Origin of the sequence: Methanocalculus taiwanensis, assembly GCF_024372745.1 — an archaeon.
Classification (GTDB): Archaea; Halobacteriota; Methanomicrobia; order Methanomicrobiales; family Methanocorpusculaceae; genus Methanocalculus; species Methanocalculus taiwanensis.
Window position 1 is genome coordinate 42,271 of record NZ_VOTZ01000004.1, and the last position, 17,593, is coordinate 59,863.

Genomic DNA, 17,593 nt, shown 5'->3' on the forward strand with positions numbered 1-17,593 from the left:
TATCAGACCCGTTTTCTCTGCCCGCTTGCATCTCGTGCATATGATCCGAATTCTGAATTGATGATCTGATCTCCGGTGAAGACCGGACCATCCCGACAGACACATAGTCCATCCGGATCCATTGCACAGGATCCGCATACCCCGACACCGCATTTCATATACCGGTGAAGCGAGAACTGCCCGCGATCTGCAATCCCGGCATCTGAAAGCCGATTCAGAATCCCTTTCATCATCATCTCAGGGCCGCAGACGCAGATGGTATCATAGGAGAGGAGATCGATCTGTTCGTCCAGCACCCCGGTGACAAAGCCATGGTGCCCGGCGGTTCCGTCATCGGTTGCAATCTTCAGATCGGTTAGATCCATAAGCGAATCTGCAAAAATGAGCTCTGCTTCTGTTCTTGCACCCAGAATGAAGGTATCAACTGATCCATTCACAGCAAGCGGATAGAGCGGTGCGACACCGACACCTCCTGCAATCGCAAGAACCCGCCCCTGCGGTGAGAAGCCATTTCCAAGGGGGCCCCGGATGCCAATTTTCGATCCTATTGAAAGCGAAATGAGAGCCTGTGTTGCCTCCCCCACCCTCTGGACAGTGATCATATCCGGCGAAGAGAAGCCCATCGGTACTTCATCAATCCCCGGCACCCAGACCATGCAGAACTGTCCGGGCAGAATCGTAAATTTCCGATCAAATCTGAGCGTTTTCACAGTCGGAGTCTCATCCATGACTTCAACCACCGTCACCACAACCGGCATCCCGTCACTCATGCGCACACCCCACTATCCCGGAGGCAGAAACCCCGTCTGTCGAGTACAGTACATCTGCGATGCTGCCAAAGACTGAGCTGTCATCATAGACGGCAGATCCGATCTGAACAGCCGAGGCACCTGCCATCATCATCTCGATAACATCCGCAGCAGAGGAGACGCCGCCACATCCGATGATCGGGATCGAACACGCCTCATAGAGATCATATACGCATCTAAGCGCAATCGGGAAGATCATCGCCCCGGATAAGCCGCCAAACCGGTTCCCAAGCACCGGACGCCTGAGATCGATTGCGATCCGCATCGCCCGGACGGTATTGATCGCAACAAGCGCTGTTGCACCCCCTTCTTCCGCAGCCCGCCCGATAGTACCGATATCCGTGACATTCGGTGTCAGTTTCACCCACGTCGGCATCCCAAATGCCGCCACCTCCTCGGTGCAGGCACGGACCATTGCGGGATCGGATCCGATGGCAGCGCCATACCCTTCCGCATGCGGACAGGAGAGGTTCAGTTCATACCCGGCTGCAACCCCTTCAAACCAGGAGGCAACAGTCCGGAATTCGTCAGGCTTCCCACCGAAGATACTGACAACAACCGGTTTTCCAGCAAGGGGCTCTAGTTCCTGCAGGAAATTTTTTGAGGGATTTGGGAGACCCATTGCATTCAGCAGCCCCCTTTCAAGAGGAACCAGACAGGGGCCTGCATGACCCTCTTTTGGGTTTGGACCTATTGATTTGGTAACCACACCCCCGGCACCCTGGCGAAGCATCCGAAAGAGCGATGCTCCGGTTGTTCCAAGGACACCGGCTGCAAGGATAAGATGGTTATCGAGTGTTACCCCCCCGACATGAACCAGCTCCTTCTGTAATGTAATCATCCAGAGGGAATTGGTGCTGTTTAATAATGAGCATACCCCATAGTACCAGTATTATGACGAGCCTAGCAGTGCTTGGCGTCGGGCGGATCGGGGGGGAATGTGCCTTTGCAGCCGCCACCCTCGGTATCATCGATGAACTCATTCTGGCAGATATCTACAAGCCACTTCTCCGCGCCCAGGCCCTCGATCTCCTCCATACAAACATAGAGATCCCGATCTCTACAGAAACGGCCAGGATCCGTGATGCAGATATCTGCATCTTTGCAGCAGGATCACCGAGAAATCCCTCTATTAAGACAAGAGCCGATCTCTTTGATGCAAATCTTCCGGTTGCACAGGAATGTATACAGCACCTAAAAAGTTTTGAAGGAAAGCTGATTGTTGTATCAAACCCAATGGATATCTTCTGCTATTATTTCCAGAAGAAGCTCGGGATGCCGCGTGAAGACTGCATCGGTTTCGGCGGACAGCTTGATTCCCGTCGGTTTGAGGTTGCGCTGGAAGGGCGCGGGATTGAGGAGGCTGCCTATGTCCTTGGCGAGCATGGGGAGCACCAGGTTCCTCTCTTCTCACATCTGGGTAGAGATATATTGCCTTCAGAGCGTGAGGAGATCCTCTCAGAACTCCGTGGCTCGAGCATGGAGATCATCTCGGGAAAAGGTGGAACCGCCTTTGGACCCGCATCACATATCATCGATCTCATCAGGATGCTGAAAGGTGAGAAGAGAGAGACGATCACCGCTTCGCTCTCCCTTGATGGTGAGTACGGATTCCAAAACTGTGCAATGGGAGTCCCGGTTTCTGTATCATCAGATGGTGCAAAGATGATTGGTGAGTGGCCGCTTGATGCATGGGAGAGAGAGCATCTGGATGAGGCGGGAGCGTTTCTGCAATCACTGTGCCGGAGGCTTGATGTCTGATCTTGAGATAGCAGTCATACAGGTTGAATATAGCAATGCCCCCGGCGGCCCCCTGATCCATATCTTCGGGAGGAAAAGGGATGGTGAGGCGGTCTCAATCGATGTGACCGGCTTCCGCCCCTATTTCTATGTGCCAGCAGCAGAGGCATCCCGTGAGCATCATCCTGATACCATCGAAGTCTCTTCAATCCACTCGAAGACGATCAAGGGTGAAGAGGTTGTCCGGCTCTATACCAGGCGGCCGGGTGATGTCAGGGATGTTCGTGAACGCTATCACCACTTCGAGGCAGATATCCCCTTTGCCACGCGGTTCATGATCGACTGCGGGGTGACTGGCGGAGTGAGTGTAGGCGGGACTACTGTTGAATATACGAAGGTGCGTCCCGCCGAAGTGGATGCACCTGCCCGTGTCTGTTTCCTCGATATTGAATGTGATGATTCTGATGGTTTTCCTGAGCCGGAAAAGCAGCCGATCTTCTGTATCACCTGCTATGATTCCTTTGAATCCCGGTACACAACGTTCCTCCTGACATCACCGGATGCCAAAACATCACCTGAGGGGGAAGTACAGCATGGCGGGTATGCAAACGGCTGTTTCTCCGAGGATATGCATACGATCTGCTCGTATGATAACGAGAGATCAATGCTTGCGGCCTTTATGGCATATATCAGGGAGACGAACCCGGATATCCTCAGCGGGTGGAATATCCTCGATTTCGATATCCCGTATATCACAAAGAGGATGACAACACTCGGGCTGAACCCGGCTGATCTCTCCCGCCTGCCGGGCCAGACCGACAGGAATGCGATCCGTGGGAGGGTAGTCTTCGATCTTTTGACTGCCTACAAGAAGATGCAGGGATCGCAGAAGGAATCGTACCGGCTTGATGCGATTGCAGAAGATGAGCTCGGTGAGCGGAAGGTCAGGTACACCGGGACTGTCTTTGATCTCTGGAAGATGGACCCGGTCAAGCTGATCGAATATAATTACAAGGATGTAGAGCTCTGTGTCGGGATTGATGCAAAAAATACAATTGTCAGGTTCTACCAGGAGATTGCACGCTATGTCGGATGTCCACTCGATCGAACCCTGAACTCATCAAACGTTATAGATATCTATATCCTGAGAAAAGCCTCAGGCACATTTGTCCTGCCATCGAAGGGCAATGCTACCGGTGATGAGTTCGAAGGGGCAACGGTCTTTGAACCGGCAACCGGAGTCCGGGAGAATGTTGTAGTACTGGATCTGAAATCCCTCTACCCGATGGCGATGATGACCCTGAATGCCTCTCCCGAGACAAAAGATCCAACTGGTGAGATCACAGCTCCAAACGGGATCCGGTTCAGTCGTTCACCAGACGGGCTTACCAGGAGTATCATCTCGGAGCTGCTCACCGAGCGGGATGAGAAGAAACGGATCAGGAATACCTACGAATATGGATCGGATGAGTACATCCTCTATGATCTCCAGCAGAATGTGCTGAAGGTGATCATGAACACCTACTACGGTGTCTCCGGATATGCCCGGTTCCGGCTCTATGACAGGGAGATCGGATCTGCTGTTACCTCGGTCGGGAGGGCGATCATCCAGCATACACGGGATATTATCGACAGAAAAGGATACTTTGTACTATATGGGGATACCGACTCCTGTTTCGTGGAGCTTCCGGTCACAGATCTGGATAAAACTATAGAGGTCGCCCGGCAGATTGAAAAAGAGCTGAATGAGAGTTTTTCTGCCTTTGCTCATGAAGTGTTAAACGCCGATACCCATTACTTCTCGATAAAATTCGAGAAAGTCTATCGCCGGTTTTTTCAGGCAGGCAGGAAGAAACGATATGCAGGCCACCTTGTGTGGAAAGAGGGATCAATTGTTGACCAGATCGATATCGTCGGTTTTGAGATGCGGAGATCGGATTCCCCGCAGATCACTAAGATCGTCCAGAAGACAGTAATGGAGATGATCCTCCAGGGAGCCGGGTTCGATTCTGTGAAAGAATATCTCGGCGAGGTGATCAGGCATTACCGTGCAGGTCGATGCTCGCTTGAGGATGCAGGAATCCCCGGCGGTATCGGCAAGCATCTCGAAGATTATGATACAAAAGATGCCCATATACGGGGTGCAATCTACTCGAATACCTACCTGAAGACCGATTTTAAGAAGGGCAGCAAACCAAAGCGGGTGTATATCAGGAATGTAACAAGGACCTACCCAAAGACCGATGTACTCTGTTTTGAATATCCTGATCAGGTGCCGGCTGAGTTCGTCATCGACTGGGAGACGATGCTTGAGAAGACTGTAAAAGGCCCGATATCAAGAATCATTGAAGGCCTTGGATGGAATTGGTCGGATATCGATCCACAGAACACAACGCTTGCCATGTTTGGGATCTCATAGCCTCCGCCTCCGCAGCGCCCGGTATGAGAGGTAGGCAAAGAAGGCAGAGAAGAGAGAGATAAGGAGTATTGTAATCCCTGTTGCGATATTTCCAATCAAAAATATCCTGAGCGTATCCGCTCCCAGTGCCATCCCACATGATCCGATTGCTGATCCGGCAACCATGATCCAGAAAACTTTCCAGGAATCCATGCCTATCAGCCTGCCGATCACTGAACCCATCAGGGTACCGGCACCCTGTATCGGGAGAGTCACATAGAGGAGAAGGGTGGCTGAAGTAAACCGCCTCATCCAGGGATTCTCTTTGATTAAATACTCCACATCTACAATGAGCTGTCGCATATATGGCCCTATCTTCGGGATGGCAAAGAGATATTCAAAATTCCAGGCCATGAAGAGGGCCCCGGCGAGATCAAGCAGAAAAATGGTGACGCCCGCATACCACCAGGGAAGCCCGGCTACAATTGCAACCGGGATGATCCACCTGCCTATCGGAGTTGCAAGATAGGCAGCAATCACCGAAAGGAGGGCGACAATGAGGATCGGGGGGAGAAATACTGACGAGATTGCAATATAGATTAGAATCAGAAGAAATGGTACTACAATCCCGATCAGGGGATAGTCATCCTGGATATCCACAATCAGAATTGGGAGGGGGTGAAAATAAAGGTGTTTAAGGAATCAGATGGAACGGAAGAAGACCGTTGTCCTGATCTCGTCTGCACCAAAGAATTTTTTACAGAATTCAGCTGTGATCTGTGGCGGGTATTCCTTACAGCTGAAGATATCAAGGTATGCACTGTTTGTGTCGTTGGCAAAATGCCCACTAATACATGAGGTTTCGATCAGCTGGACTAATGAATATCCGGCAACACGCTCATTTGGACCGAAGTTTACGATAACTGGTTCACCAAAGCGCTTCATATCAATGAGATCGCAGACTTCCACAATGAACTGGTGGATTTTCTGCGGGTCACGGATCGTCTCCGGGTTACAATTCTTCAGATCAATTGCCGTACAGAGGCCCCACATGTTCTCCTCCTTGTAACGGTTCATGATCTCTCTGTCGGACAGTTCTTTTGGTATCTGCATAGTCTGGGTCATGGTCTTACAATCTCCCTCTTTGGATACATATAGGTTTCAAAATTCAGTATATAAATGTTTCTCATACTAAAAACGATTATAATCATCCAATTATGGAACCAGAGAGTTTATTTTGGTCAAAATCGATTAATTTGAGTTTTATGATATCTATTCTCAAAATAGGCATTCATAATCGAATAAATTTGAAAAAGCTCAATTTTGCCATCGATAAAAAAAAGAGAAAATTCTAGGTGATGCGCTTTCTGAAAAAGGATGAAGTATATAAAGGAAGGAGGTGACGACCCTCCACTGATAAATGCCAACCGGGCTTTTATTCACTCAAGCTCAGGAATATGACCCTTCGCCGATTCATAGGTTCTGAGTGCAACAGGATTTCCAAGTACTATTCTCTTTAATGTCAGCTGGATTGCAGCAGAAGATGCCTTTCTCAGGAGATTGATAAGTATACCCATCAATGGAATATGAGTTGCAGGATCCATCCGGTCAACATGAGAAAAGGCGATAAGGAGCCCGGTTGTTGTATATTCGTTGACATCCATCAGGCGGAACAGGGCATCTTCAAAAAACGATCTCCCGTCTTCAGTCTCAAGGGATTTTTTCCTGTTTCTTGCAAAACGCCCAAAAAGCGCCCTCTGATCGTTAGCCTGTTCAATCCTGAGATAACCTGAGGATTCAATCTCCCTGAGAAGAGAGACCAGATCCTCTGCATCTGAGCTGGCAGTTGCTGCAAGGAACTGCTCCCAGACAACTGGATCCTTTCTTGCCCAATTCATCATATCCCGGAACAGCTCCAGTCGATCCGAATCAGATGAGGCGATCAGGAGAGAGAATGCATGCATACGATCCGTTGCAATAGACGTATTCAGATACTGGTTTTTGATCATCTCGTGGATGTCCGGGGTGTCGAGCCGGGCAAGAAGGCGGAGACAGAGGTTCTTCACCTGGCGATTTCTGACAAATACGGCAAGCCCCCCGATCGATTCCCAGGTATGATCCGTCTGGTGGTATGCCTTATATAATGCCTGAAGTGTTGGAGCCTGCGATGTAGCGATAGCCAGCTCCATCCTGCGCCGTGCCTCATATGCAGCCCGGTAATGGTGGGCAACGGCAGGGTCCCCTGCATCCTCAAAGAGGGTCAGAACCTGTGCACCAGCCCCTTCCATCAGTTCTGGATCTGAGAGGAGATCAATAAACAGGGTGATGAACGCACCCGAGGGACCAGCATCCGGGTTCTTCATCAACCTGTTAAGCTCCATTGAAGCAATCGAATGAAATGCAAGGTATCTACCTGCAATATCCGGATCGGTTCGTGCCTGAAGATACAGGAGATCTTCACCCGGATGATAATTTAGGAGGCCGTAACATGAGAAGCCACGGTTCAGTGAATAGTAGGCAGGGCAGTCGACATCCTCAAAGATGATCTGCTCCTCTGCCTGTTGCACAAGGTGGCAGCGGGAGGCGATTTCAGTGCCATCTTCTTTCATCAGAGCAAGGTCAAACGGGAATATCCATGGGGGATTGCCCCCGGACTGAAGGAGATGAACGGTGCATAGCCGCTCTTCCGGATTATAATAAGGATTTACAGTAATAGTCGGGAATCCCGGTCGCTTCAGCCAGCCTTCTGCCATTGGGCCAAGATCCACTCCTGCAACCGATCCCATCAGGTGCACCCAGTCATCCCTGCTGGCATTTGAGTGTGCAAATTTCCTGTGATACAGTGAGAGCGCCCAGACAAAAGGCTCTTTTCCGAGAATTTTTTCAACCATCCTGACAAATTCCGGTGCCTTGACATAGGTGACAGACGTGATCAGATCATTTGGATCATTGAAACCATCCGGCTCAATCGGCATTGCGGCTGCCCCGGTATCCCGGGCAAATGTTCCGTCCGCAGGGTCGAGGAGGGAGAGGATCGTCTGGAGGCGGCTGTAGTCCTCGCCAAAGTGAAATGCATGGTACTGCTGTTCAACATGGACGGTAACAGCTTCGTTCAGCCAGATCTCAAAAGGAGTCTCCCCGGTTACTTCTGATCCATTCAGGTTATGGTAGTACTCATGTAACTTGACCCGCATAAGATACTCAAAGCCCGCGTCAGTCATCCCTGCAAACGGCATCAGCCGGTTTGTCGAGATGGTCGTATTTCCGACATTCTCCATCCCGCCGAAATCGGAGTTCTGCATTCCGATCTCACGGTACACCGATCCGGTATAGATGTACCCGCCGACAATCTCCTTGTCTAGAAGCTCCATCTGGCGGGTGATCCGCAGGAGATCGGCTGCATCTGCCCCACGTTTCCTGAGCTTTGCACGCTTGTTATAAAGCCGGTAGATCTCGTGCCTGACTTCAACCTGCTCATAACAATGAGGGCCGGTGAAAAGGTACACCCAGAGGATGCCATCCTCAAGGATATCAAGTGCCTGTTCTGCACGGATAGGATCAGATCCCGGAGGGCAGAGGAGTTCGAGCAGAAAAGTCCTGCCAGAGGGGTATTCAAAGGTCCGCCGGAAGGAGGCATAGGTGCCGACACCAAGGAAGAAGAGGTAGGGTGCCATCGGTGTCGTGATGTTCTCATAGGTGATCAAGTCCCTTTCAAAAGATGCAGGGTGCTGATGCAGGAACCGTGAAGTCTGCGATAATGGATGCCCTTTTGTCAGCCTGTGCCGGGGGGTTGCGATATCGCCGTTTGAGATCATATGGGTATACGCTGAGTCGGCGATGATGGTTGTCCTGTACGTGCATTTGGCAGTCATCTCATCGATACAGGGCACAAGCCGCTCAAATCCCCATTGTTGGCACTGGGTGATCTGGGTGGGCGGTGAACCCTCCGGAGTCTCATCATAATAGAGTCCTTCAAGGAGGGTGTGTGAGGGTCGGCAGATCGTCTCGCTCTGAATAATAAACTCGGTTTGGGGCGGGATGTCATCTCCGAATGAAATACGGAGAGTATCTTCCTCCTGGGTATATTCGCACCAGCGGCCCCTGCATGAGATGGAGTGGATCTCAAGATCCTTTGCATTCAGGTAGAGGGATCGGATGGGAGTGGACTGTGTCCTGAAGAGGGTTTCTGCAAGGACGCGGGTCTCGGTATCAGAGATGGCAAAGGTAAGATCCATATGAATGACATCAACGGGGGAAGGTGAGAAGTCCGAGCGGTAGTACCGGAATCGCGGAGGCATGAGGATGTATTCGATCTGGAAGGGGTAAAAGGTGATGGTGAGGGGGCGGAGAACGATCTATTGGCCTCCTCGCTATTTTATGTGAGTAGTTTGAAGCAGGTGCGGCGCGGGTATCGGGGGGCGGGCTGGCGAGAGATCAGGCGGAAAGAGGTGATATACCCTTGCTTATCAGAGCAACCTGAAAGGCGATTCGTAGAATCGGAGTATATCTCCTCTGGCAGACCAAAGGAGCATTCCCGCCCCCTCCCCGCGCTAGCATCTGCGACCGCCCAGTACAACCTCCCTGCGAAGCATGTGAGGACGGGGACGGGGCGGTGGGGAAACGCCTTAGTGAACAGATCCTGATGATGATACAAACACCTGACAACCAGATGATGACTCGTTCCCTATGTAAAACCCATACGAATCAGCGACGAGCCATCTATTGAGTGTTGTGAAACCCTCCTGGTACATAACGTGCCTCAAACAACCGGCAGACCAAAATACTCCATCATTTCATTATCCTCTTATGAAATATTACCCTGATGCGAGCAGGAGCCTCACCTACCCGGAAGTCAACTCTGCAATTGAAGAAGTCTTTGCAGAACATGGGCGGGGCACTGTCCAGATGCCGCCGAAGATCTATATCACATTCCCTGAGGGTGATTTCAGGACGATGCCTGCGTCAATTCCGGCGATGAATCTTGCCGGTGTGAAGATCGTAAACGTCCACCCCGGTAATCCTGCACATGGCCTTCCAACGGTGATGGCAACCATCATCCTTATCGATCCGGATACAGGGGTGCAGACAGCCTTAATCGATGCAACCGCCCTCACTGATATGAGAACAGGGGCAGCCGGGGCGGTGGCTGCGAAATATCTGGCGGCGAAGAAACCGCTGACAGTAGGGCTTGTCGGGAGCGGGCGGCAGGCAGAGGCACAGCTCAATGCAGTCGCAGCAGAATGCGATGTCGAAGAGGTGATCGTATGGAGCAGGAGGAGAAAGAATGCCGAACGGTTTGCCGTTGCATATCCACAGTTGAATACATCACCTGCCGGATCGATTGAGGAAGCCTGCAACTGCGATCTCCTCATCACCACAACGCCTTCCAGGGAGCCGCTTATCAGATCTGAGTGGATTGCTGCCGGAACACATATCAATGCAATCGGAGCCGATGCCCCCGGCAAACAGGAGCTTGATCCAGCACTGCTTGCCCGTGCCAGGGTTTTTGTGGATGACTATGAGCAGGCGATCCATTCCGGGGAAGTTAATGTGCCGATCAGATCAGGTGTGTATTCAGCAGACAGGATTATTGGCACACTCGGGGAGGTAGTGATTGGAGAGAAGCGGAGAATTTCAGCAGATGCTGTCACGATATTTGATTCGACAGGGCTAGCAGTGCAGGATCTGGCAATTGCACGGCTTGTTGTTGAAAAGATGGAAGGAAAAGAGATCGAACTATAAAGGGTTTTACTCCACCGGCACCTTGATCTCGATCTCATAGGAGTCAATAAGCCTTCTCTCAACGATGAGATAGTAGCTCCGTCCCCCTTCGAGGATTTTTTTACTCCATGGGCGGGGGTCAAATTTTTCATCCTCCCAGAGCCGGTTGTCAATGATTCCTCCTTCTGTCGGGCTGATCGTGGCAACCACCCTGCTTGGATCACTTGCATCCATCACTGTGATAGTAAACCGGGGATACGCCGCCATCCCAATAAGTCTTTCATCAGAACCTGCTATCTTTTCACCGGGGTTTGTCGAAGTCTCAAGGGTATACCAGATCTCCCAGCGAGGGAAAGGTATGGCGAATACCTCGGTTGTCAAAGGTGTTCCGGATGTGAGCCCGTCACCGGTTCCGGCGCTGAATGTTGCATAGGTTGCCAGCCGCGGGGTTGTTGGCCCTTCATCAATTGGAGTACGAGCCTGGAGACGGTCATCTTCCAGCCTGAGACCATATGTTGCAGGATCACCAATCCCAAGCTGGATTGGCGATCCATCCCATACCTGCGAGGGGGCAGCGCCGATCCCTGCCCCTTCAACCGTTGATGGATGGGGGATTCTGATCTGGCCAAGCGGCACCGGAGTTGGAGGCTGTATCTGGTATGTACCCGGCTCACTCCCGATTCCCGGAATTGACGGGATATCCGGGAGACTCAGATCCGGGCTCTCTCCGGTTGCCATCGGCTTGATGACGACTGCCACAACGATGATGAATACAAGCCCGATAAGAAATATTATCCCGTCTTTTTTATCCATTGCTCACCTCCGGAACGGTTGCTTTGTCAAGGAGCACTATATTCTTCTTCTGTTTCTCTACATCTCGTATGGTATGCAGATTCATTGGTACAGGAGATTAACCCGCAGGATATTCGTTTTACTACTGACCTCGCTTGTATTATTATTTCCTGAATATAGTTGGCAATATCTGGCAATAACAATAACTCACCATATGTATGATACATACTTATTTATATCATTGGATACACTAGGGAACTATGAATATTGGTTCGCTCCCATAGGAATGAATCCGGTATTCTGGTAAGGAAAAGAAGGTGATTTTAACATGAGTCTTAAGAGAAAAGAGGACGGCTTCACCGGCCTTGAGGCTGCGATTGTCTTAATCGCATTCATCGTGGTCGCTGCAGTCTTCTCATATGTGATGCTCGGAGCCGGGTTCTTCACAACCCAGAAGAGCCAGGAGACGGTCTACCATGCTGTCGGCCAGTCTGCCACCAACCTTGAGGTATCGGGACCTGTGGTTCTGTTATCGAACTCAGCTGGAACAGCCTATGATTGGGCCAACTTTACTCTCATCATGGCAGCCGGGGGAAGCCCGGTCGACATGTCGAAAGTAGTGTACTCTATTTCGACGAAAGACCAGCTCAAAGAACTTGCGTACAGTGATGTTTCATCTGCAATGCGATGGCATAATGCCAATGGTAACAATCTTCTCGAGCGTGGTGAGATCCTTGAGATAGGCATAAGCAATGCGAATGGAGCAAGCTTTATAAATCCAAATCAGCAGTTTACCATTGAGGTGAAACCAGCAGTTGGCTCAGCACTTCCGATCACACGCACCGCTCCACTCTCGATTGGAGTCAGCACATACTATGAGGTCTACTGAAGGTGATCATGATGAAAAAACAGAATGAAAACGGATTTACCGGTCTTGAAGCCGCAATTGTCCTGATCGCGTTCGTCGTCGTCGCCGCGGTATTCTCGTATGTGATGCTCGGTGCAGGCTTCTTCACGTCACAGAAGGCACAGGAAGTTGTCCATACCGGCATGGGACAGGCCGCCTCAAGCATCGAAGTACATGGTATCGTCTATGGATATGGAAATGGAACCGGAGACAATCAGGCTGGCATCGATACAGTTACTGCCACGATTGCATTAACCTCTGGTATGCAAGCGATGAACATCTCCGCGATGCAGGTCACCTATACCGACCCGACGAACAGGGAGTTCCTGACATATACAAGTGGTAATGCAGCAGGCGGAGGTTGGAACATAAGTAAATTCTTTAACAACATAACGGCAGACACTGTGCTTGAACCAAACGAGAAGTTTACACTGACATTCATGCCAACAACTGCCCCTGGAAACAACACGAGGTTCACCCTTGCGCTGCAGCCGGAACAGGGAGCCCTGACAACCATTGTCAGAAGTACTCCGGCAGCGATCTACCCGGTGAATGCACTGGTGTAAAACCTTCCATCAATCCCTTTTTTAACACAACTGAGTAATTAATCCCATTATTCCACCCCTTTATCGTTTTTGCATCCAAAACCATTATATATCACACAAATAATATACATACCATATGGCAGTAAACCAATCTCAGGTCGATAACATTCTGGCGACCGCCTCCGCCGACGATCCCGAGGTTAAACTGCAGAACCTGGAACAGGAAGTTGACCTCATGAAGAAATCGATCAAGAAGCTTTTGATCGATATACGTGAGCGTCTGAACGAAGCTGATAATCCACTGACAGTCATTGCACAGGGAGGCGAAATAGTTGCAGGACTCACTCCTGCCGATGCCGCACGAATCCAGGAGATTGAACAGAAAACCCAGGAGGATGCTGCCCGTATCCAGGAGCTCGAAGAGAAGGTGGAAGAACTCCTCTCCCGCCCTGCCCAGGAGATTGAGAAGCCTCGTTCTGGCAGGCAGCAGAAGTATCCCATTGAGGAGGAAGAGGAGCCGATTCCTGAGATGCCGCCTCAGTATGCACTCCCACAGGTACCGACAGTCGATCCCACTACCCGGTTTCCTGCAAATCTCCCGATGAAGAAGGAAGAAGATGGAAAACTCTGCCTTCACAAGGTGTACCAGCTCTTTAACTGGACCAAAGCCGCTATCACCAAGTACGGCCATGACCGGCTGGATATCATGCTCGATTCATACCAGTCCATCGGGTATATCAAAAAAGAGGCAGCAGACGAGGTAAAAGAGATCGCCCGCATCATGCCAGCCTCACTTGGGGAAGAGCATGAAGTGGGTGCGGACGAGTTTGTATCAGAACTCTATGTACTAAACCAGATACTGGATCCCGAGGACACCTCTCTTGACCGGGACATGATCACTGTCATGATGGAGCGGGACACGAAGAAAGGATTTTCAAAGCGGCCAAAATTACCAAAGGAGGAACCTGGCGAAGAGTGGGCACATCTGATCGATAAGATATAACACTATACAAACCATACTATACCAGTGAAGAGATCATATGGATGAGACATCATGAGTTCAGAAACCTTCGTCACAGCCATATTTTTAATCACTGCCATTATAGCAGCAGGTGTCCTCGTCAACGCAGTTTTTCCCTCTATTTACCGTGCATCCGAGACCTTTGTCTCAAGCTCACAGGAGATGGACGATCGGATGCGAACGGACGTAGCGATTGTGAATACGGTCATGAACGAAGATGACGATATTGCATATATCTGGATAAAAAATACCGGAGTAAACCCGATAGGCGAAGGTCTGATCCCCCGGTTTGATATTTATCTTGGAAAGACAGGTGAGATCAGACGGATGGAATATGAAGGGGAAGGAGACAATCCCAGTCAGGGTATGTGGAAATACCATCTCTATGACGATAATTCAAACGATCTCTGGGATCGGGGAGAGACTCTTGAGATCGTAGCACAGAGTAGCATCAGCGTTAGTGAAGGGGACAGAATAACCTTCCAGATCGTCCTCCCGAACGGGGTGCGGAGAAATATTGACTTCTCGGTCGTCTAGGAGAGATGCGACATGGGATTTGCAACCATAATAGGAGCGATTGTAGGGGTGTTCCTTCTTCTTGTTGTCGCATACCTTCTGATCGGAGCCACTCTGATCACAGCTGAACTCGTGATGACAGCACAACGGGATATGACCGAAGTACAGACGGACAGGACGGGAACCTCGATTGCAATCGAAGGGCATCAGATAGTGGACAATACAACTCTCTATATCCTCGTAAAAAATGACGGGAACACGGTGATCAGGAACCCAAAACAGATGGATCTATTCATCGCAACAGAAGATGGATCCCAGGAAAGAAAAAGCTGGGAACCGACCGATCCGGTTCTACTATCCCCGGATCTCATCAATCCGGGTTTCTTCGACCCAGGCGAGACTCTGAATATGAGCGTGAGTATTGATGCCCTCTCTCCTCCAACCTGGGTGAAGGTGGCAACACCAGCTGGCACCGCCGCATCCGCATATCTCTGAGGGACTATCATGGCAAAGTATGATGATGATGATTCCGGTAACTCATACCTGACCGATTTAATCGGAGGTTCAGACAAGGAGATCCTCTCGACAGGCAACCCCGAGATTGACAGGAAGATCGCAGACGGACTCCCCCTCTACTCGATGACCTTAATCGAAGGCGAGAACGACACCGGCAAGAGCGTCATCACCCAGCAGATCATGTGGGGTGCTATGAAGAACTCCTTTACTGTCGATCTCTTCACAACAGAGAATACTGTGAAGAGTTTTCTGGCACAGATGGAATCGATGAGCCTTGATATCTCAGATTACTTTGCCTGGGGATATATACGGGTATTCCCCCTCCATGTAGTTGGTTTTGACTGGGATGAAAGCGACATGCAGGGAATCCTTGGAAGACTGGTGAACCATATCAGAAAAAGTAAAGCTGATGTAATCATCATCGATTCACTGACACTCTTCTCAGAATATGCTTCCACAGACGTGGTCATGACTTTCTTCACTAACTGTAAAACCCTCGTAGACAATGGAAAGACCATCCTGATCACGCTCCACACCTATGCATTTGAAGAAGACTCCCTTGTACGCATCAGATCCACCTGCGATGCCCACCTGGTGATGAAGAAATCACTCATCGGTGACAAATATGTAATGGTGATGGAGGTTGGAAAAGTGCGGGGTGCACGGAAGACAACCGGAAACCTGGTTTCCTTTGAGGTCCATCCCGGGTATGGTATGAAGATCATTCCGATGTCGGTAGCAAAAGTCTAGACCATGGCATCCTCGCTCTCAATCGACGTAACACTCCCCTTTCAGCCACAAACAGCCGATGTCGAGGAGATCTATGAAGGAGATCTCGAGTCATCAGCGCTGTACCGGATGCTTCCGGAGAATGCACGGGAATATGTCCGCGAGAGCCCCCATCTTCTTGAATATCTCCTTATTTTCCCAGTTGACATCTATGGCATTCCACTTTTCCTCTCGGAACTCAAAGGCGATCTCAAAAAGATGGAGAGTCCGAATGTTATCTACCCTGTCGGTAATGAAACATTCGTCCATATACTCCCCGATCCAAACGATGTACGACAGTATTACATCCCGATAGAGCCCTCGTTCCTCCATAGCGTCGGTTACCTCAACGCAGCAATCGAGTGTAAACTCGTTGACCTCCTCGATGCGCTTGATTATGATCCCGTAACCGAAAAGGAGCGAGCTGATCTTCTCAAAAAACTCTTAAAAGAGATCACATTCATCAAAACATCGCAGGATACCGCACTCATCGAAAGCGCAGAGAGTGAACTGCCAGCGTCGATCAAGGATCGGATCATGAACTTCCTCCAGAAGGATCTCAGTGATACAAAGAAAGACTCAGTTGCGCGTAAATTCCCCGGAGTCCCACAAACTGCGGATGGTAAAGTAATTGTAACTCCTGCACAATATACCGCACTGGAATACGTCCTCATACGCGATAAAGTCGATATGGGGGTTCTAAAACCCTTTCTCCAGGACAGTTATATCGAAGATATCACCTGCAATGGCGTCGGGCCGATCTTCATAGAGCATAAGATCTTCAAAGGCTTGAAATCTGTCATCGAATTTAAAAAATCCGACGAACTTGACCTCTTTGTACTAAAAATGGCTGAGCGGATCAAAAATCCTATCACCTACAAGAGCCCGATTGTGGATGCCACTCTCCTTGACGGCTCACGTATCAACATCGTCTATGGAACCGAGATCAGCAGGCACGGGAGCAACTTCACCATCCGAAAGGCGATGGGCGAACCCCTCTCGATCTTAAATATTATTGACAGCGGCGGTATGGACTACATGTGTGCGGCATATCTCTGGATTTTGATCGAATATGGTATGTCCCTCTTCGTCTCCGGAGAGACGGCGTCAGGCAAGACCACCACACTCAATGCAATAACCGCATTTCTGCCGCCAGAGAATAAAATCGTCACAATTGAGGATACCCCGGAGCTGAACATTCCCCACAGGAACTGGACACGCGAGGTTGCCAAAGGAAAAGGCAAAGGCGAGGGTGAAGGTGGCGAAGTGACAATGTTTGACCTCCTTCGTGCTGCACTCAGGCAGAGGCCAAACCAGATCCTCGTCGGAGAGATCCGTGGTGTTGAGGGCTCAGTTGCCTTTGGTGCGATGCAGACCGGGCACCCTGTGATGAGTACCTTCCACGCATCAAGTGTAGAGAAACTGATCCAGCGTTTAACTGGCGATCCCATCCTCATTCCAAAGACCTTTGTGGACAGTTTAAACCTTGTTGTCATCCAGAGTGCTGTGAAACGGCCAACCGGCGAGACGGTGAGGCGGGTTCTGTCCATATCCGAGCTTGTCGGATATGATCCTGAAAGCCAGGGATTCTCCTTTGTCGAGGCATTTTCATGGGAGCCTGTCACTGATACGCACACCTTTAACGCGAAAGGAATCAGTTTCCTGCTCGAGTACAAAGTGGCAACCCTGCTTGGAATTCCTGAACGGAGGAAAGCCGATATTTATCTTGAGATTGAGAAACGTGCCAAAATATTAGAGAAACTTCATGAGGCAGGATTCACCAGGTACTATGATCTCTTCCATATGCTCACAAAAGTCAGAAAGCAGGGCCTCCTGAAGATCGATATCGGGGGGGACTGA

The 17,593-nt window shown here is 50.2% G+C and carries 16 protein-coding genes; 10 read left to right on the forward strand and 6 right to left on the reverse strand.

The annotated features are described in order from the left end of the window. Positions 1-2 precede the first annotated feature (2 nt). Both FTO68_RS02800 and FTO68_RS02805 read right to left on the reverse strand, forming a co-directional pair. Entirely contained in the window at positions 3-770 is a 768-nt protein-coding gene (locus FTO68_RS02800; protein ID WP_255331848.1) for a dihydroorotate dehydrogenase electron transfer subunit, read from the reverse strand. Beyond that, complete coding sequence (locus FTO68_RS02805; RefSeq protein ID WP_255331849.1) at positions 763-1,650, reverse strand: dihydroorotate dehydrogenase; 888 nt, start codon at positions 1,648-1,650, stop codon at positions 763-765. The genes FTO68_RS02800 and FTO68_RS02805 overlap by 8 nt, the downstream gene beginning before the upstream one ends. A 53-nt stretch (positions 1,651-1,703) precedes the next feature. On the opposite strand from FTO68_RS02805, the gene FTO68_RS02810 reads away from it, so the two are divergent. Both FTO68_RS02810 and FTO68_RS02815 read left to right on the forward strand, forming a co-directional pair. Then, positions 1,704-2,570: a malate dehydrogenase gene (locus tag FTO68_RS02810; protein ID WP_255331850.1), complete on the forward strand. Its 867-nt coding sequence runs from the start codon at positions 1,704-1,706 to the stop codon at positions 2,568-2,570. After that, entirely contained in the window at positions 2,563-4,968 is a 2,406-nt protein-coding gene (locus FTO68_RS02815) for a DNA-directed DNA polymerase (RefSeq protein WP_255331851.1), read from the forward strand. Before FTO68_RS02810 ends, FTO68_RS02815 begins: the two co-directional genes overlap by 8 nt. On the opposite strand, the gene FTO68_RS02820 is transcribed toward FTO68_RS02815, so the two are convergent. From FTO68_RS02820 to FTO68_RS02830, 3 genes are all read right to left on the reverse strand, one after another. Continuing rightward, a complete protein-coding gene (locus FTO68_RS02820; RefSeq protein ID WP_255331852.1) occupies positions 4,963-5,607 on the reverse strand; it encodes a small multi-drug export protein in 645 nt (214 codons plus the stop codon). The two genes, FTO68_RS02815 and FTO68_RS02820, sit on opposite strands and share 6 nt — an antisense overlap. Positions 5,608-5,649: 42 nt before the next feature. Continuing rightward, positions 5,650-6,072 (reverse strand): S-adenosylmethionine decarboxylase, encoded by a 423-nt coding sequence (speD, locus tag FTO68_RS02825; RefSeq protein ID WP_255331853.1) that lies wholly within the window; start codon positions 6,070-6,072, stop codon positions 5,650-5,652. 314 nt (positions 6,073-6,386) lie between these two features. Beyond that, positions 6,387-9,245, reverse strand: coding sequence for a M1 family metallopeptidase (locus tag FTO68_RS02830; protein ID WP_255331854.1), 2,859 nt, complete (start codon positions 9,243-9,245; stop codon positions 6,387-6,389). A 508-nt stretch (positions 9,246-9,753) separates the two neighbouring features. On the opposite strand from FTO68_RS02830, the gene FTO68_RS02835 reads away from it, so the two are divergent. Then, positions 9,754-10,689, forward strand: coding sequence for an ornithine cyclodeaminase family protein (locus FTO68_RS02835; RefSeq protein ID WP_255331855.1), 936 nt, complete (start codon positions 9,754-9,756; stop codon positions 10,687-10,689). A 6-nt stretch (positions 10,690-10,695) separates the two neighbouring features. On the opposite strand, the gene FTO68_RS02840 is transcribed toward FTO68_RS02835, so the two are convergent. Further along, positions 10,696-11,481: a hypothetical protein gene (locus FTO68_RS02840; protein ID WP_255331856.1), complete on the reverse strand. Its 786-nt coding sequence runs from the start codon at positions 11,479-11,481 to the stop codon at positions 10,696-10,698. Between the two features lie 307 nt (positions 11,482-11,788). On the opposite strand from FTO68_RS02840, the gene FTO68_RS02845 reads away from it, so the two are divergent. The 7 genes from FTO68_RS02845 to flaI all read left to right on the forward strand — a co-directional run bounded on the left by FTO68_RS02845 (position 11,789) and on the right by flaI (position 17,593). Further along, positions 11,789-12,349, forward strand: coding sequence for a flagellin (locus FTO68_RS02845; protein WP_255331857.1), 561 nt, complete (start codon positions 11,789-11,791; stop codon positions 12,347-12,349). Positions 12,350-12,360: 11 nt separating this feature from the next. Further along, positions 12,361-12,933 carry a flagellin gene (locus tag FTO68_RS02850; protein WP_438362294.1) on the forward strand — a complete coding sequence of 191 codons (573 nt, stop codon included), beginning with the start codon at positions 12,361-12,363 and terminating at the stop codon, positions 12,931-12,933. Positions 12,934-13,048: 115 nt separating this feature from the next. Continuing rightward, entirely contained in the window at positions 13,049-13,915 is an 867-nt protein-coding gene (locus FTO68_RS02855; protein WP_255331859.1) for a hypothetical protein, read from the forward strand. 51 nt (positions 13,916-13,966) lie between these two features. Further along, positions 13,967-14,470 carry a flagellin gene (locus FTO68_RS02860; protein WP_255331860.1) on the forward strand — a complete coding sequence of 168 codons (504 nt, stop codon included), beginning with the start codon at positions 13,967-13,969 and terminating at the stop codon, positions 14,468-14,470. A 12-nt stretch (positions 14,471-14,482) separates the two neighbouring features. Then, positions 14,483-14,944, forward strand: a complete 462-nt coding sequence (locus FTO68_RS02865) for a hypothetical protein (protein WP_255331861.1) — start codon at positions 14,483-14,485, stop codon at positions 14,942-14,944. 9 nt (positions 14,945-14,953) lie between these two features. After that, complete coding sequence (gene arlH, locus FTO68_RS02870) at positions 14,954-15,715, forward strand: archaellum protein ArlH (RefSeq protein WP_255331862.1); 762 nt, start codon at positions 14,954-14,956, stop codon at positions 15,713-15,715. 3 nt (positions 15,716-15,718) lie between these two features. Next, on the forward strand, positions 15,719-17,593 hold the full coding sequence (gene flaI, locus FTO68_RS02875) for an archaellum flagellar ATPase motor FlaI (protein WP_255331863.1): 1,875 nt from the start codon (positions 15,719-15,721) through the stop codon (positions 17,591-17,593).

What these genes read in the sequence shown, in the direction of transcription:
- FTO68_RS02800 (WP_255331848.1), bottom strand. Translation starts at nt 770, where the DNA reads ATGAGTGACGGGATGCCGGTTGTGGTGACGGTGGTTGAAGTCATGGAT.
- FTO68_RS02805 (WP_255331849.1), bottom strand. Translation starts at nt 1,650, where the DNA reads ATGATTACATTACAGAAGGAGCTGGTTCATGTCGGGGGGGTAACACTC.
- FTO68_RS02810 (WP_255331850.1), top strand. Translation starts at nt 1,704, where the DNA reads ATGACGAGCCTAGCAGTGCTTGGCGTCGGGCGGATCGGGGGGGAATGT.
- FTO68_RS02815 (WP_255331851.1), top strand. Translation starts at nt 2,563, where the DNA reads ATGTCTGATCTTGAGATAGCAGTCATACAGGTTGAATATAGCAATGCC.
- speD (WP_255331853.1), bottom strand. Translation starts at nt 6,072, where the DNA reads ATGACCCAGACTATGCAGATACCAAAAGAACTGTCCGACAGAGAGATC.
- FTO68_RS02830 (WP_255331854.1), bottom strand. Translation starts at nt 9,245, where the DNA reads ATGCCTCCGCGATTCCGGTACTACCGCTCGGACTTCTCACCTTCCCCC.
- FTO68_RS02835 (WP_255331855.1), top strand. Translation starts at nt 9,754, where the DNA reads ATGAAATATTACCCTGATGCGAGCAGGAGCCTCACCTACCCGGAAGTC.
- FTO68_RS02840 (WP_255331856.1), bottom strand. Translation starts at nt 11,481, where the DNA reads ATGGATAAAAAAGACGGGATAATATTTCTTATCGGGCTTGTATTCATC.
- FTO68_RS02845 (WP_255331857.1), top strand. Translation starts at nt 11,789, where the DNA reads ATGAGTCTTAAGAGAAAAGAGGACGGCTTCACCGGCCTTGAGGCTGCG.
- FTO68_RS02850 (WP_438362294.1), top strand. Translation starts at nt 12,361, where the DNA reads ATGAAAAAACAGAATGAAAACGGATTTACCGGTCTTGAAGCCGCAATT.
- FTO68_RS02855 (WP_255331859.1), top strand. Translation starts at nt 13,049, where the DNA reads ATGGCAGTAAACCAATCTCAGGTCGATAACATTCTGGCGACCGCCTCC.
- FTO68_RS02860 (WP_255331860.1), top strand. Translation starts at nt 13,967, where the DNA reads ATGAGTTCAGAAACCTTCGTCACAGCCATATTTTTAATCACTGCCATT.
- FTO68_RS02865 (WP_255331861.1), top strand. Translation starts at nt 14,483, where the DNA reads ATGGGATTTGCAACCATAATAGGAGCGATTGTAGGGGTGTTCCTTCTT.
- arlH (WP_255331862.1), top strand. Translation starts at nt 14,954, where the DNA reads ATGGCAAAGTATGATGATGATGATTCCGGTAACTCATACCTGACCGAT.
- flaI (WP_255331863.1), top strand. Translation starts at nt 15,719, where the DNA reads ATGGCATCCTCGCTCTCAATCGACGTAACACTCCCCTTTCAGCCACAA.